The following is a 14,824-nucleotide window of genomic DNA, read 5'->3' as shown; positions in this document are numbered from 1 at the left end:
AAATCACGTTATCACTAAGCAACTACCTTGTAGTTGCTTTTTATTTTCAAATAAATCCGTTGTGAAACGCTAAAGAGAAGATCATGTCACAAGATTCCCAAGCTAAACGTCTCAATAAATACATCAGTGAAACTGGTTTTTGCTCACGCCGTGAAGCAGACAAACTTATCGATGCTGGACGCGTCACTATCAATGGCAAAATCCCTGAGATGGGAACTAAAGTAGTGCCTGGTGATGATGTAGAAATCGATAACAAGCCAGTTCGTTCAAAAGAAAAGCCTGTTTATATCGCTTTGAATAAACCAACGGGTATTACTTGTACAACTGAGCGCGACATCCCTGGGAATATCGTTGACTTCATTGGTCACCATAAACGTATATTTCCTATTGGACGTTTAGATAAACCTTCTGATGGCTTGATTTTCCTAACGAATGATGGCGACATTGTTAATAAGATCCTTCGTGCTGGTAATAACCACGAAAAAGAATATGTTGTTCGTGTTGATAAGCCTATCACTGGTGAGTTTCTGAAGAAGATGGCAGCAGGCGTGCCAATTTTAGATACCATAACGCTTCCTTGCCACGTTGAAAAAGAAACCAAGTTCTCTTTCCGAATCACTTTAACCCAAGGTTTAAACCGCCAAATTCGCCGTATGTGTGAAGCACTTGGCTATGAAGTATTTAAGTTACGCCGTGTTCGTATTATGAATATTTCTTTAGACGGCATTCCAAACGGAAAATGGCGTTATTTAAGTGATTATGAAGTCACTGAAATCCTTTCAATGTGTGATGATTCAAGTAGTACAGAAGAAGCATCAAAACTAGACGCTAAAGGTCGCCATATAAATAAAGCAACCGATGCTAAACTTTACGATAGCCGTGAAGAAAACCAATCTTCAATCGCGCGTCGTAATCAAAAAGAAAACCGCCCACGTACTTTCCGCGGAAATAATGCGGACGAATTCAGACATGCCCCTAATTCAAAACGCGGTCGCTCACGTACAAGTGATGAAAATGGTTCAGGGCAAAATCGTAAGAAAGAGGGAGGATGGAACTCAAACTCTCGCCCAAATCAATCAAGCTCGAATAAACCCGCATCCAAGCGCACTGGCGGAACGTTAAGTTTAAAGAAATAATAAAAGCGAACTGCTACTAGATATTCGTTTCTATAAACGCCGACCATAATGACTTGGTCGGCGTTTTGGTTTTGGTTTTGGTTTTGGTAAAAGAAAACTATAGATCGCGCGTATATTCTTAGTTTAACTCCGCCCTTCCCCAAACATGCTAATTAAAGGCATAAACCAAAAAACTTTGCCCTTGTTAATGCTGCTAAGTCATCAGGAGTAAGTTCAATCTCTAATCCCCTCTTCCCGGCACTCACACAAACGGTTTCTAGTTCTTTTGCACTTTCATGAATAAAAGTAGGCAATGATTTCTTTTGTCCGAGAGGGCTAATACCACCCACGACATACCCTGTTGTCTTTTGTGCAATATCAGGGTTAGCCATTTCTGCCTTTTTCCCGCCACCAGCTTTTGCTGCAAGTTTTAAATTCAGTTTCTGATCTACAGGAATAACAGCTACTGCTAAGTTCTTTGGTTCACCATTGAGGCAAAACAATAACGTCTTAAATACTCGCTTTGGATCTTGCCCAAGCGCTTCAACCGCCTCTAGCCCGTAACTATCGTGGCTTGGATCATGATCGTATTGATGCACTTTATGAGAAATTTTCTTCTTCTTCGCTAGGTTAATCGCAGGGGTCATTCTAAGCCTATGATGAAATAGATAAATATTGAAAGGGATACATGTCTCTTAAGCTAAATGTGCAAACTGACTAAATATGGCTGAAGATAAAGTAACACCAATAAAAAAGCGATGCCGGAGCATCGCTTTAGTTAAATTTATCGAAATGTAATAGTCAAACTATTCTTCAATCAATTTACTTGTAAACCATTTCACCTGAAGGTGCATACTTATTTACGTCTATTGGGCTGTTTGCTTCTAGGTACTCTTTTAGTACTTCAGCATCTACAAAACCAGTATTAACGAAGCCAGGGTGGCCTGTTAGTTTTGGATAACCGTCACCACCTGCAGCATTGAAGCTTGGGATAGTGAAACGATACGTTTCGTCTAAACGTAACTGCTTACCGCCAATGAATACGTTAGATACTTCACCATTTGCAACTGTCATTGAGATACCAGAGAATTGAGCGTAAGCACCAGAATCAATTGGTTTAGTTGCAACTACGTTTAAGTAATCCATCACTTCTTTACCAGACATATCTGTGTAAGTCAGGATGTTTGCAAAAGGCTGGACAGTCAGTACATCTTTGTATGTTACTTCGCCACCTTCAATAGAGTCACGTACACCACCAGAGTTCATTACACCGAAGTCAGCTTTCGCACGCTCTTTATGAGCGGTTGCAATTAAACGACCCAGGTTAGTCTGTTGGAAGCGAACAACATTACGGTCACCTTCAAGTTTACCATTAGTGTCTGCAATTTTAACTTCTAGCTGCGCTTGACCTTGTTCTTGGAATGGGCGAAGGAATTCAAGCAGCTCTGCATCTTGTGCAATTTCTTCTTCGATAAGTACACGTGTCTTCTTACCGTCAACCTTCACTTTCTTCTTAAGGTTAACAGGAACTAAATCGTAACTTACCATTTCTAGTTCACCATTACGGAACTCATAATCAGCACGACCCACGTATTTGCCCCACTCGTGAGCTTGTACGATGTAAGTACCATTTTGTACGTCAGGTTTACATTCGTCACCTGGCTTAAATGTTTTGCTGATTACGTTTGGCGCTTCCATACATACAGGTTCTTGTGAGTGACCACCTACGATCATATCAAGAGAACCTTCGTCTAGGTAACGTGCAAGAGCAACATCACCTGGAGCATTTACACCACGCTGACCATTCTCATAGTGACCCATGTGCGTTACAGCAAAGATAAGATCTGGCTTTTCAGTTTCCTTAAGTTCAGCAATCAATTCTTTTGCTTCTTCTTTAGGATCTCGGAAATCAATGCTTCCGATAAATTCTGGGTTACCAATTTTTGCTGTGTCTTCTGTTGTTAGACCAATAACAGCAATCTTGATACCTTGCTTTTCAAACATCTCGTAAGCTTGGAACTTACGTTCACCTGTCGCTTTATCGTAGATGTTTGCTGAAAGCATTGGGAAATTAGCCCAATCAATTTGTTTATCAAGCACTTCAAGAGAGTTGTCAAACTCGTGGTTACCTAATGCCATTGCATCGTAACCAATCTTGTTCATGCCTTTAAAGTCAGGTTCTGCATCTTGCAGATCAGATTCAGGAACACCAGTGTTTACATCACCACCAGATAAAAGCAGTACGCTACCGCCTTCGGCACGAATTTCGGCACGAAGTTCATCAATTAGCGTCTTACGAGCAGCCATGCCGTACTCGCCATATTTATTCTGCCAAAAACGACCATGGTTATCATTTGTGTGTAGAACAGTCAGTTTGTAAGTTGTGTCTTCATTCCAATCTTGAGTTGCTTGTGTTGCACAACCAGAAAGAGTGGCAAGAATAGCAGCACTTAGCGCTGTTTTTAGAATAAGGCGTTGCTTCATTGTCATACCTTTGAACTTTGTGGGATCCACTACTGAAAATTTAGGTCCATATCATGTACTTGTGACACGCTTAAAACCTGCAAAACTAGATCTAGTTTAAATTAACAAACCAAATGAGACATTAAGATTTCATGTTTATGTCGAATTGATCACCTTAATTGCCTTCATAAGCTGCAACAAACACCAAGCTTTGCATGAGTCATTTCAAATGATCACAGGCAAACGTTTTACTGTGATTTCACGTCACTTGGTTTTTATTGAGAAGTGACTCAATAAATAAACAGTTTCAGAGCACATCTCGACATTATAGGCACAAAAAAGCCGGCTTATATGCCGGCTTATCAAGTTCGATATTATTTGATATCGATATGGTCGAAACCTTTAATTAAATCATCCAGCGCTTTCATTTGCGCTAGGAATGGTTCTAATTTATCTAGCGGTAATGCCGACGGTCCATCACAACGCGCTTGATCTGGATTAGGGTGTGCTTCGATAAACAGACCCGCAATACCCGTCGCTAAACCTGCTTTTGCCAGTTCAACGGTTTGCTCACGACGACCACCAGAAGCAGCGCCTGATGGGTCGCGCATTTGAAGCGCGTGAGTCACATCAAAAATGATTGGGCTGCCGTTCGATGATTTCTTCATCACACCAAAACCAAGCATATCAACCACAAGGTTGTCGTAACCCATACAAGCCCCACGCTCACAAAGGATAATATTGTCGTTGCCGCACTCAGCAAACTTATCAACAATATTACCCACTTGATTTGGGCTCATGAATTGAGGTTTCTTAACGTTAATTACTGCGCCTGTTTTTGCCATTGCTTCAACCAAATCTGTTTGGCGAGCAAGGAAAGCAGGAAGTTGAATTACGTCTACAACGTCCGCTACAGGCTGAGCTTGAGCTTCTGTATGAATATCAGTAATAATTTTAACGCCAAAAGTATCTTTCAATTCTTGGAAAATTTTCAGACCTTCTTCCATACCTGGACCACGGTATGAGTGAACAGAGCTACGGTTAGCTTTATCAAAAGATGCTTTGAATACGTAAGGGATACCCAGCTTTTCAGTCACTTTTACGTAATGTTCACAGATCTGCATGGCAAGATCACGAGATTCAAGTACATTCATACCAGCAAATAGCGTAAATGGCTTGTCGTTTGCGATTGGCATATCGCCAATATGAACTATTTTCTGTTCCATCTTGTTCTCTCTAAATAATTATAAATTAGTGAACGATCACTGAGGTTTCATTCATTGCGTTCACTTGAGATTTCAGCAATTCAGATGCAGGGTCATCAGGGCATTGATCAATAAAGTATTGATAATCCGACGCTGCAACTTGATGGCAATCGAGCTGTTGGTAAATAAAACCACGATCGCGAATTTCATATGGATCGTCTGGTACAAACGTTAGTGCAAGATCGGTGCATTTTAAAGCCAGCGTGTAGCGCTCTTCACGCAATAAAGCACTTTTTAGCAACGCTAACCATTTACCAATGACCATTGGGTTATCTGCACTTTCTAAATGTTCACTCTTCAACTTAGCTAATGGACCATCATGCCCAATTAACCAGGCACTTAACGTTTGCACGCCAACGTATTCACCATTAAATGGGTTGATGTATACAGGTGCTTGTTCAAACCAATTTACTTTGATTAAAAATTGCGTTGGAAATGAAACGCCTTCAACAGGAAAACCAAGCTTGCGACCTAAGAAAAGAAATACAGCCCCTAAACTGACCGGTATGCCTTTACGTCGTTCCAATACTTTATCTATAAAAGCATTTTCAGATGAGAAGTAAGCATCTTTATCACCGCTAAAGCCCCATTCATGGAAAAATAAGCGTAAGAAAGATTCAAACTTTTGCTGTTCATCTTGCTCATTAACTAAAGCAAACTCAGCTTCATCAAATAATCTGATTAGCTCTTGTTCAGCCCAGTGTTCTTGAGTTTCTGGGTTAACCGCTTTATTTAATAAAAGAGCACCTTGAGCAAGCTCTAGTTGGTCAAGGTCCTCATCAAAGAATTCATACATGTGACATTAACCAAAAAAGGTAGGAGTTTTTGTGATTGCGATTTTTCCTGCCATCGCTAACCAACCTAGTGCACCAAAAAATGAAAAGGTTCTGATCAGCTTGTTTTTTCCGAATTTTAAAGCAAAGAATCCAAGACCAATAAATGCCATTACACACGTTAGCTTTTCAGTTAGCCAAGGCGCTGAAGGAGTAAAAGGAATAAACCCTGTAATGTAAATCAAGCCAAAACCAGACAATAGTAATAATGAATCATTAATGTGTGGAAAACGCTGTAAGAAAGGGTGTTTCAGCATTGGGGAATTCGCCATCATTAATGCGTAGCGAACAGACAACAGTAAAGCACTCAAACCAACTGTTAATAAATGAAAATGTTTCAAACCTTCGTACATGGATTCCCTCTAAAACTTCCAGTTTTACTCAATGAGTAATTATGTATGCAATTTATTATAAACGAGCCTTACGGCAAGTAACGACCTAATGTGACCCTATCATTGCCACCATAGTCTTTTTCTGTAATCACGTCTAAATAGCCTGACGCTTGCATGATCTCTCTCACGGCAAGACCTTGGTCATAACCATGTTCAAATGCCAGCCAGCCATCACTTTCAAGGAAATTAACGGCATGTTTAGCTATATATTTGATATCGGCTAAGCCCTTTTCTTCAGCCACTAATGCCGTTATCGGTTCAAAACGAACATCACCCAGCTCAAGGTGCGGATCGTCTTTTTCAATATATGGCGGATTCGATACGATCAAAGCAAACTTTGTACCAATAATCTTTGAATCTTCAGCGACAAGCGGTTCGAACCAGCTGCCTTGGTAAAAACCAACATTCTTAATGTTCAAGTTTGCGGCATTTTCCGTCGCTAATTGCTGGGCTTCAGGGCGTAAATCAATACCTATTATCTGCCTATTAGGCATTTCAGATGCAAGAGCAAGTGCTATCGCGCCAGTGCCCGTGCCCAAATCAAGAATATTGCCAGTTTTACCATGAGTTTTATCTAACGCCACTTCCACTAAACGCTCAGTATCTGGGCGAGGGATTAATGTCGACGGAGATACCTTTAAAGGTAAAGACCAAAACTCACGTTCACCCACAATATAAGCCACTGGTTCACCAATTAAACGGCGATCCAACAAAGCAAAAAATTGAGATTCTTGATCTAACGTGAGGAATTTTTCAGGCCAGGTAAGCAGGAATGATCGTGGCTTATCTAATGCATGGCAAAGTAGTACAGCAGCATCAATTGAGGGCGATGTATTATCGCCCTCTTGAAGCTGTACGATTGCTGACTTTAATGCACTTTCAACCGTAAATGTTGACAACATATGCTTAGTTATTTTCAGCCAGTGCTGCTAACTGATCCGCTTGGTGCTCTTGAAGAACAGGATCTAATAAGCTTTGTAGGTCGCCTTCTAAGACTTCATTCAAACGGTAAAGCGTTAAGTTGATGCGGTGATCAGATACTCGACCTTGTGGGTAGTTATAAGTACGAATACGGTCACTACGATCACCAGAACCTAGTAAGTTACGGCGTGTGTCAGAAATAGCAGCAGCGCGGCGTTCTTCTTCAGCTTGAACGATTCGAGCGGCAAGTACTGCCATCGCTTTCGCTTTGTTTTTATGTTGAGAACGCTCATCTTGACACTCTACTACTGTACCTGTTGGTAAGTGAGTAATACGGATTGCTGAATCCGTCGTGTTAACGTGCTGACCACCCGCACCAGAAGCACGGAATGTATCAATTTTTAGATCTGCCGATTTAATTTCTGGTAAATCCGCTTCTGGGATTTCAGGCATGATGGCAACAGTACAAGCTGAAGTATGCACTCGACCTTGAGATTCGGTTTCAGGTACACGCTGAACACGGTGACCGCCTGACTCAAACTTCATTGTGCCGTATACACTTTCACCGCTAATTTTAGCGATCATTTCTTTGTAACCGCCTTGCTCTGAAGCATTACTGCTCATCACTTCAACACGCCAACCTTTTTTCTCTGCAAATCTAGAATACATACGGAAAAGGTTACCAGCGAAGATACCGGCTTCATCACCACCCGCACCCGCACGAATTTCTAAGAAACAGTTGCGCTCATCATTCGGGTCTTTTGGCAGTAATAGAATTTGTAGATCGTCAGTCAAACGCTCAATGGCTTCTTTTGCTTCTTTGATCTCTTCTTGAGCCATTTCACGCATTTCAGCGTCATCTTCATTTGCCATATCTTCAGCAGCTTCTAAATCTTCTTGTGCTTGCTGGTAGGCCTGAAAACACATAGTCACTTCTTCTAGCTGTGAATATTCACGAGAAAGAGCGCGGAATTTATCTTGATTCCCAATAACATCAGGGTCACCAAGCAGGTGTTGAACTTCTTCATAACGTTCAACAAGTGTTTCAAGCTTTACTAGAATCGAGGCGTTCATAATTTCTTATCTTGTTGGAGGTCTATAATATTATTGAGGGTCTTCAAGGCCCAAACTCTGTCTAATGACCGTTAATTTTGCAGGTTCTCCTTGCTCTGCGGCACTTTGTAGCGCACGCGTAGGAGCATGGATCAATTTATTGGTGAGCTTATTACTAAGCTCGAGTAAAACTTTTTCAGGGTCACCGCCGGCGGCAAGAGCCTGTAAACTTTTACTAAGTAATTCTTCTTTTATTTCATTTGATGACTGTCGGTATTCACGAATACTGTCGACAGCTTGTAATGATCGCATCCAACTCATGAATGCCGCGCTTTCTTCACTGACAATCGCTTCAGCTTGAATCGCTTCTACTTTACGTTGCTCAATATTACTATCCACAATCGACTGTAGATCATCCACAGTATAGAGATAGGCATCGTTCAGATCACCAACTTGCGACTCTACATCTCTTGGGACAGCGATATCGACTAAAAGCATAGGTTGGTGTTTTCTTTGCTTAAGCGCAGTTTCAACCATACCTTTACCAATAATTGGCAATGGGCTTGCTGTTGAACTAATAACAATATCCGCTCTGGATAAATGGTCAGGAATCTCATTTAAGCTGATGACTTCCGCGCCAAACTCTTCTGCTAATCCTAATGCACGTTCGCGTGTTCGGTTAGCAACAATCATTTTTGTACAACCATTTGCTGAAAGGTGCTTAGCGACAAGCTCTATTGTCTCACCAGCACCAACGAGTAAAACGGTAGATTCTTCAATAGATTCGAAGATATGTTTTGCAAGCGTACAAGCAGCATAAGCCACTGAAACAGCACTTCCACCGATTTCAGTTTCTGTTCGAACACGCTTAGCAACCGAAAAGGATTTCTGGAAAAGCTTTTCCATGGCTGCATCTACAGATTTATGATCACGTGAATCTGTATAAGCTTGTTTAACTTGCCCTAATATTTGAGGTTCACCCAAAATCAATGAATCTAATCCACAAGCAACACGCATAAGGTGTTTTATCGCCGCTTGCTCTTCATGGATATATAAACTTGGTTTTAATTCTTCGGGGCTTACTTGATGGAAAACCGACAGCCAGTCGATCAGCTTACTTTTCGCAGCGCCTTTAACGTCACAATAAATTTCAGTGCGGTTACAGGTTGAAAGTATGACACTTCCATTCACGTGTGCATTTGCGCCAAGCTGCTCTAGAGCCCCAGATAGTTTATCTGGACCAAAAGCGACTTTTTCTCGCAATTCAACCGACGCTGTATTGTGATTGATACCTACGGCAAGCAAAGACATGTATCAGAAGTTCTCGATCAAGGATTAGAAATTAGGACGCGAATTTTACTTGATGCATGGCTCTATTTAAAGAGCAAGCGGGATTTGTTTTCCAGAGTTCGTGAGTTCAATGCTATAGTAATTGTGATTTTCCCAAAAAATTGAATAAGTTGTGAGCAAAATGGATAAGTTTCATAGAATTACTTCTCTCTTTTTTATCGCCCTGTTTATGGTCGGTTGTACGTCAATTACAGAACAACCCACTAGCGTAGAATGGCAAGCTCATTCATATCAACTCTCTCAAATTCAAAGTTACCGAGCTTCAGGCAAGCTCGGTTATATATCCCCAGAACAAAGACAAAGTTTAAATTTCACTTGGACACACTCCGAATCGAGCAGTCAACTCAGACTTACAACTTTCCTTGGACAAACAGCTCTCAACCTAACAGTTAGTAAAAACGGTGCCAAAGTTGTCACTTATGACGACCAAGTGTTCACACACAAAAGTGCCACAGTATTAGTGAAGCAGTTAACAGGGCTTCAGATTCCTGTTCAACACTTGCCAAAGTGGTTATTGGCACTGCCTGAACAAGCCGATACATACCAATTGAATGACATCACCAACACACTAGACTCGCTAACTAAACAAGTGAATGGAGATACTTGGACGATAGATTTCAGCAAATACCAAGACATTGAACTGCCAAAGAAAATAATTGAAAGTAGCCTAAGCAATAATAAGGATGTAACAACAATCCCACTACCATCCCGGCTATCTTTCCAGCAAAACAGCAACAAGATCAACATTGTTATTTCTAAGTGGACGCTCACGAAATGATTTTAAGCACGACTCACTGGCCATCTCCGGCCAAGCTCAATTTATTCTTGTACATTACAGGTCGAAGAGACAATGGCTACCATGAACTGCAAACGCTTTTCCAGTTTGTTGAATTTAGTGACAAGCTCTCGGTGACCGCTCATGAACGTTCCAATGAAATTACCATCACTCCTGAGATCCCAGGAGTAGCAACCCAAGATAATTTAATTTGGAAAGCCGCAACTGCCCTTCAAGAGTACCATCAGCAAGGAAACAACCAACAGCGCACTTCTCAATTATTGGGAGCAGATATTTCCCTTGAGAAAGTTCTCCCTATGGGTGGTGGTATTGGAGGGGGCTCCTCGAATGCTGCAACCGTATTGGTTGCACTTAACTATCTCTGGCAACTCAGCCTATCGGATGATCAGCTTGCAGAGATCGGCTTGAAGCTCGGCGCTGACGTTCCTGTCTTTGTTAAAGGCTTTGCTGCCTTTGCTGAAGGGGTTGGAGAACAGCTGCAGCCAGCTAATCCGGATGAAAAGTGGTATCTGGTTGTAAAACCTCAAGTGAGCATAGCAACTGTAGACATATTCACACATTCTGAATTAACTCGAAATACACCAAAACGAGCGCTATCAACGCTTCTAGAGCAAGAATACGTAAACGATTGCGAAAAAATTGTGCGAATGCTGTACCCAGAGGTTGATAAGCAACTTTCATGGCTGCTACAATACGCGCCGTCGAGATTGACTGGCACTGGTTCATGCGTTTTTGCTGAATTTAACAGCAAAAAAGAAGCAGAATCGGTTCTGAGAAAACTACCTGACACTGTTTCTGCATTTATTGCCAAAGGTCGTAACACTTCACCTTTAAAAGAAACTTTGGCTGAATACCAATCAGCCCACACACAATCTATTTAAAACTGGACGCAACCCGAGGTTTCCACCGTGCCTGATATGAAGCTATTTGCTGGTAACGCAACACCTGAACTAGCCCAACGTATTGCTGATCGTCTATACATCTCTCTTGGCGATGCTACTGTAGACCGTTTTTCTGATGGCGAAGTCGCTGTACAAATCAATGAAAACGTTCGCGGTAGTGATGTATTCCTGATTCAATCAACTTGTGCACCAACCAATGACAACCTTATGGAATTGGTGGTAATGATTGACGCAATGCGCCGTGCTTCTGCTGGCCGTATTACTGCTGTAATCCCTTACTTCGGTTATGCCCGTCAAGATCGTCGTGTACGTTCTGCTCGTGTGCCAATCACTGCAAAAGTTGTTGCAGATTTCCTTTCTAACGTTGGTGTTGACCGCGTTCTTACTATCGACCTACACGCAGAGCAAATCCAAGGCTTCTTCGATGTACCTGTTGATAACATCTTCGGCACTCCAGTTCTTCTAGAAGATATGGCTAACCGTGGTCTAGAAAATCCAGTCGTGGTTTCTCCAGATCTTGGTGGTGTTGTACGTGCTCGTGCAACAGCTAAAGCGCTAGGCGATGTTGATATCGCTATCGTTGATAAGCGTCGTCCACGTGCTAACGTTTCTGAAGTAATGAACCTAATCGGTGATGTTGAAGGTCGCGACTGTGTGATCGTTGATGACATGATCGATACGGGTGGCACGCTATGTAAAGCAGCTGAAGCTCTAAAAGAGCGTGGTGCTAAGCGTGTATTCGCTTACGCAACTCACGCTGTTTTCTCTGGTACTGCTGCAGAAAACATCCGCAACTCAGTTCTAGACCAAGTTATTGTTACTGATTCAATCAAGCTTTCTCCAGAGATGGCTGCGACAGGTAAAGTTACTGAACTAAGCCTTTCTCGCATGCTTGCTGAAGCGATTCGCCGCATCAGCAACGAAGAATCAATCTCTGCAATGTTTAACTAATCAAAGTCTCACCACTTTACTTTAAACATTTACAGTGAGAAAAATATTAAGCACTTCATTTATTGAAGTGCTTTTTTATGCCTGATGCCTATTGAAATTGTTTATCCAGCAAAGAACTGTTGAGTTATTCAGCTAGCTCGCACCTTTTTAATAAACTGTGATATCATACGGCGCTTTTTGAAATCCCAAGAGAGATCCTTACCTTGAGCCAACAAATAAAACTTCTCGTTGGACTGGCTAATCCAGGTCCAGAATACGCCAAAACTCGCCATAATGCTGGGGCTTGGATCGTTGAAGAATTAGCACGAGTACATAATGTTACCTTGAAAAATGAAGCAAAGTTTTTCGGATTAACAGGTCGTATTATGGTTCACGGGGAAGATCTTCGTTTACTGATCCCAACTACATTTATGAATTTATCAGGAAAAGCCGTTGCTGCTCTTGCTAAGTTCTATCAGATAAAACCAGAAGAAATTATGGTTGCCCATGATGAACTAGACCTACCTCCAGGTATTGGTAAGTTCAAAAAAGGCGGTGGTCATGGTGGACACAATGGTCTGAAAGACATCATCAGTAAGCAAGGTAACAATAAAGAATTTTATCGTCTCAGGTTAGGCATAGGTCACCCAGGGCATAAAGATAAAGTTGCAGGTTATGTATTAGGGAAAGCTCCTACTAAAGAACAAGAGTGTATTGAAGCCGTCGTTGACGAATCAGTACGCAGCCTAGACATCTTATTAAAAGATGGTCTACCAAAAGCACAAAATCGCTTACATACGTTCAAAGCAGAATAAGGTTTATATCATGGGTTTTAAATGTGGCATCGTTGGTCTACCAAACGTAGGCAAGTCAACTCTGTTTAACGCACTGACTAAAGCGGGCATCGAAGCAGCAAACTTTCCGTTTTGTACTATCGAACCAAACACAGGCATCGTTCCTGTTCCAGATCTTCGTTTAGATGCATTAGCGAAAATTGTTAATCCACAAAAGATCCTTCCAACGACAATGGAATTTGTGGATATCGCAGGTCTAGTTGCTGGCGCTTCAAAAGGTGAAGGTCTAGGTAACAAATTCCTAGCTAACATCCGCGAAACTGACGCTATCGGTCACGTTGTTCGCTGCTTTGAAAATGAAAACATTGTTCATGTTTCTGGCAAAGTATCTCCAATTGAAGATATCGAAGTTATTAACCTTGAACTGGCTCTTGCTGACTTAGACAGCTGTGAGCGTGCTATTCAACGTAATGCTAAAAAAGCAAAAGGCGGCGACAAAGACGCTAAATTTGAAATTACGGTCCTTGAAAAGCTGCTACCAATTCTTACAGAAGGTGGCATGGCTCGTACTGTTGAACTGGCTAAAGAAGAATTAGCAGCAATTGACTACCTAAACTTCTTAACTCTAAAACCAACAATGTACATTGCAAACGTTAGTGAAGAAGGTTTTGAGAACAACCCTTACCTAGATGCAGTTCGTGAATACGCAGAGAACGAAAACAACGTTGTTGTTGCGGTTTGTGCTGCAATCGAATCAGAGCTTTCTGAGTTAGATGATGAAGACCGTGAAGAGTTCCTAGCAGACATGGGCATTGAAGAACCAGGTCTTAACCGAGTAATCCGCTCTGGTTACGAACTACTTACTCTTCAAACATACTTCACTGCTGGTGTAAAAGAAGTACGTGCTTGGACTATCCCTGTTGGTGCAACAGCACCTCAAGCAGCTGGTAAGATCCACACAGATTTCGAAAAAGGCTTCATCCGTGCAGAAGTTGTTGGTTTCGATCATTTCATCGAGTTTAACGGTGAAAGTGGAGCTAAAGACGCAGGTAAATGGCGCTTAGAAGGTAAAGAATACATCGTGAAAGACGGCGATGTGGTTCATTTCCGTTTCAACGTATAATCCTTTATTTAAAATAACCTAAAAAGGTCAACGATTACGTTGACCTTTTTTATTTTTATTCCCCCTCTCTTTCTGCTTATTGGTAAAATTAACTCTTCCTATACTCGACTTTTTCACCTACGTTTCTGATGACAAATACGCCTCTTTGACTAAAAAGGAATCGAACAGATGTTTATTCGTGATTTATTCAAAAAAAAAGTTGACGGGTTTCACTCAACTACGCATAATGCGCCCCGTTCACAGCAAAGCGGCAACGTTTAAAAGTGAGCAAGAAAATTGGAAATGGCTACTTAGCTCAGTTGGTTAGAGCACATCACTCATAATGATGGGGTCGCAGGTTCGAATCCCGCAGTAGCCACCATTTCCTAAGCGCTTTATTTGTTATTAAACATATGAATATTAACAACAAAGAGTTTTTAGGAAAGTAAAGCGGTCGTGGCGGAATTGGTAGACGCACCAGATTTAGGTTCTGGCGCCGAGAGGTGTGAGAGTTCAAGTCTCTCCGACCGCACCATATTGAGGTATCTTAATTGATATCGTTGTTGGGCTATCGCCAAGCGGTAAGGCACTGGCTTTTGATGCCAGCATTCCCTGGTTCGAATCCAGGTAGCCCAGCCATATTATTAAGTGTAATTATCTGTCAAAAGATAATGGCATTGAAAGCAAGATTATATTATATTGTCTCGCTCTCAGATGGCTACTTAGCTCAGTTGGTTAGAGCACATCACTCATAATGATGGGGTCGCAGGTTCGAATCCCGCAGTAGCCACCATACAACGTTATTTAGACAAACCATAAGTCTTCTTAACTATACTCTTCGCTAGAGTAAAAGCTTTGCTGCGGTCGTGGCGGAATTGGTAGACGCACCAGATTTAGGTTCTGGCGCC

14 protein-coding genes and 4 tRNA genes are annotated in these 14,824 nt (G+C 41.7%); 10 read left to right on the top strand and 8 right to left on the bottom strand.

Annotated elements, in window-relative coordinates:
* Nucleotides 1-83: 83 nt before the first annotated feature.
* Nucleotides 84-1,136 (top strand): 23S rRNA pseudouridine(2604) synthase RluF, encoded by a 1,053-nt coding sequence (rluF, locus tag F0226_RS18565; RefSeq protein ID WP_171737031.1) that lies wholly within the window; start codon nucleotides 84-86, stop codon nucleotides 1,134-1,136.
* 152 nt (nucleotides 1,137-1,288) lie between these two features.
* Here the strand turns inward: rluF and ybaK are convergent, their stop codons facing one another.
* From ybaK to hemA, 8 genes are all read right to left on the bottom strand, one after another.
* Nucleotides 1,289-1,762 (bottom strand): Cys-tRNA(Pro) deacylase, encoded by a 474-nt coding sequence (gene ybaK / locus F0226_RS18560; RefSeq protein ID WP_171737030.1) that lies wholly within the window; start codon nucleotides 1,760-1,762, stop codon nucleotides 1,289-1,291.
* A gap of 175 nt (nucleotides 1,763-1,937) precedes the next feature.
* Complete coding sequence (ushA, locus tag F0226_RS18555; protein WP_171737029.1) at nucleotides 1,938-3,599, bottom strand: bifunctional UDP-sugar hydrolase/5'-nucleotidase UshA; 1,662 nt, start codon at nucleotides 3,597-3,599, stop codon at nucleotides 1,938-1,940.
* 353 nt (nucleotides 3,600-3,952) lie between these two features.
* Nucleotides 3,953-4,804, bottom strand: coding sequence for a 3-deoxy-8-phosphooctulonate synthase (gene kdsA, locus F0226_RS18550; protein ID WP_137374853.1), 852 nt, complete (start codon nucleotides 4,802-4,804; stop codon nucleotides 3,953-3,955).
* A gap of 25 nt (nucleotides 4,805-4,829) precedes the next feature.
* On the bottom strand, nucleotides 4,830-5,639 hold the full coding sequence (locus F0226_RS18545) for a SirB1 family protein (protein ID WP_171737028.1): 810 nt from the start codon (nucleotides 5,637-5,639) through the stop codon (nucleotides 4,830-4,832).
* A gap of 6 nt (nucleotides 5,640-5,645) precedes the next feature.
* The gene (locus F0226_RS18540; RefSeq protein WP_137374855.1) at nucleotides 5,646-6,029 is read right to left on the bottom strand and encodes a SirB2 family protein; all 384 of its coding nucleotides are present in this window, start codon (nucleotides 6,027-6,029) and stop codon (nucleotides 5,646-5,648) included.
* 68 nt (nucleotides 6,030-6,097) lie between these two features.
* The gene (gene prmC, locus F0226_RS18535) at nucleotides 6,098-6,970 is read right to left on the bottom strand and encodes a peptide chain release factor N(5)-glutamine methyltransferase (RefSeq protein ID WP_171737027.1); all 873 of its coding nucleotides are present in this window, start codon (nucleotides 6,968-6,970) and stop codon (nucleotides 6,098-6,100) included.
* A 4-nt stretch (nucleotides 6,971-6,974) separates the two neighbouring features.
* Nucleotides 6,975-8,063, bottom strand: coding sequence for a peptide chain release factor 1 (prfA, locus tag F0226_RS18530; RefSeq protein WP_171737026.1), 1,089 nt, complete (start codon nucleotides 8,061-8,063; stop codon nucleotides 6,975-6,977).
* Nucleotides 8,064-8,093: 30 nt separating this feature from the next.
* Complete coding sequence (gene hemA, locus F0226_RS18525) at nucleotides 8,094-9,353, bottom strand: glutamyl-tRNA reductase (RefSeq protein ID WP_171737025.1); 1,260 nt, start codon at nucleotides 9,351-9,353, stop codon at nucleotides 8,094-8,096.
* Nucleotides 9,354-9,513: 160 nt separating this feature from the next.
* On the opposite strand from hemA, the gene lolB reads away from it, so the two are divergent.
* The 9 genes from lolB (at nucleotide 9,514) to F0226_RS18480 (ending at nucleotide 14,709) form a co-directional block, all read left to right on the top strand.
* Nucleotides 9,514-10,170 carry a lipoprotein insertase outer membrane protein LolB gene (gene lolB / locus F0226_RS18520; protein ID WP_171737024.1) on the top strand — a complete coding sequence of 219 codons (657 nt, stop codon included), beginning with the start codon at nucleotides 9,514-9,516 and terminating at the stop codon, nucleotides 10,168-10,170.
* Nucleotides 10,167-11,069 (top strand): 4-(cytidine 5'-diphospho)-2-C-methyl-D-erythritol kinase, encoded by a 903-nt coding sequence (ispE, locus tag F0226_RS18515; protein ID WP_171737023.1) that lies wholly within the window; start codon nucleotides 10,167-10,169, stop codon nucleotides 11,067-11,069. Before lolB ends, ispE begins: the two co-directional genes overlap by 4 nt.
* 27 nt (nucleotides 11,070-11,096) lie before the next feature.
* Nucleotides 11,097-12,041 (top strand): ribose-phosphate pyrophosphokinase, encoded by a 945-nt coding sequence (locus F0226_RS18510; RefSeq protein WP_012603389.1) that lies wholly within the window; start codon nucleotides 11,097-11,099, stop codon nucleotides 12,039-12,041.
* Between the two features lie 203 nt (nucleotides 12,042-12,244).
* The gene (pth, locus tag F0226_RS18505) at nucleotides 12,245-12,835 is read left to right on the top strand and encodes an aminoacyl-tRNA hydrolase (RefSeq protein WP_171737022.1); all 591 of its coding nucleotides are present in this window, start codon (nucleotides 12,245-12,247) and stop codon (nucleotides 12,833-12,835) included.
* A gap of 10 nt (nucleotides 12,836-12,845) precedes the next feature.
* On the top strand, nucleotides 12,846-13,937 hold the full coding sequence (ychF, locus tag F0226_RS18500) for a redox-regulated ATPase YchF (protein WP_137374862.1): 1,092 nt from the start codon (nucleotides 12,846-12,848) through the stop codon (nucleotides 13,935-13,937).
* Between the two features lie 284 nt (nucleotides 13,938-14,221).
* A tRNA-Met gene (locus F0226_RS18495) sits at nucleotides 14,222-14,298 on the top strand.
* Between the two features lie 68 nt (nucleotides 14,299-14,366).
* Nucleotides 14,367-14,451, top strand: a tRNA-Leu gene (locus F0226_RS18490).
* Between the two features lie 29 nt (nucleotides 14,452-14,480).
* Nucleotides 14,481-14,555, top strand: a tRNA-Gln gene (locus tag F0226_RS18485).
* A 77-nt stretch (nucleotides 14,556-14,632) separates the two neighbouring features.
* A tRNA-Met gene (locus F0226_RS18480) sits at nucleotides 14,633-14,709 on the top strand.
* The last annotated feature ends 115 nt before the right edge of the window (nucleotides 14,710-14,824 follow it).

This window comes from Vibrio sp. 99-70-13A1 (genome assembly GCF_013114625.1).
Classification (GTDB): Bacteria; Pseudomonadota; Gammaproteobacteria; order Enterobacterales; family Vibrionaceae; genus Vibrio.
This window is presented reverse-complemented; position numbering and strand designations above follow the sequence as displayed.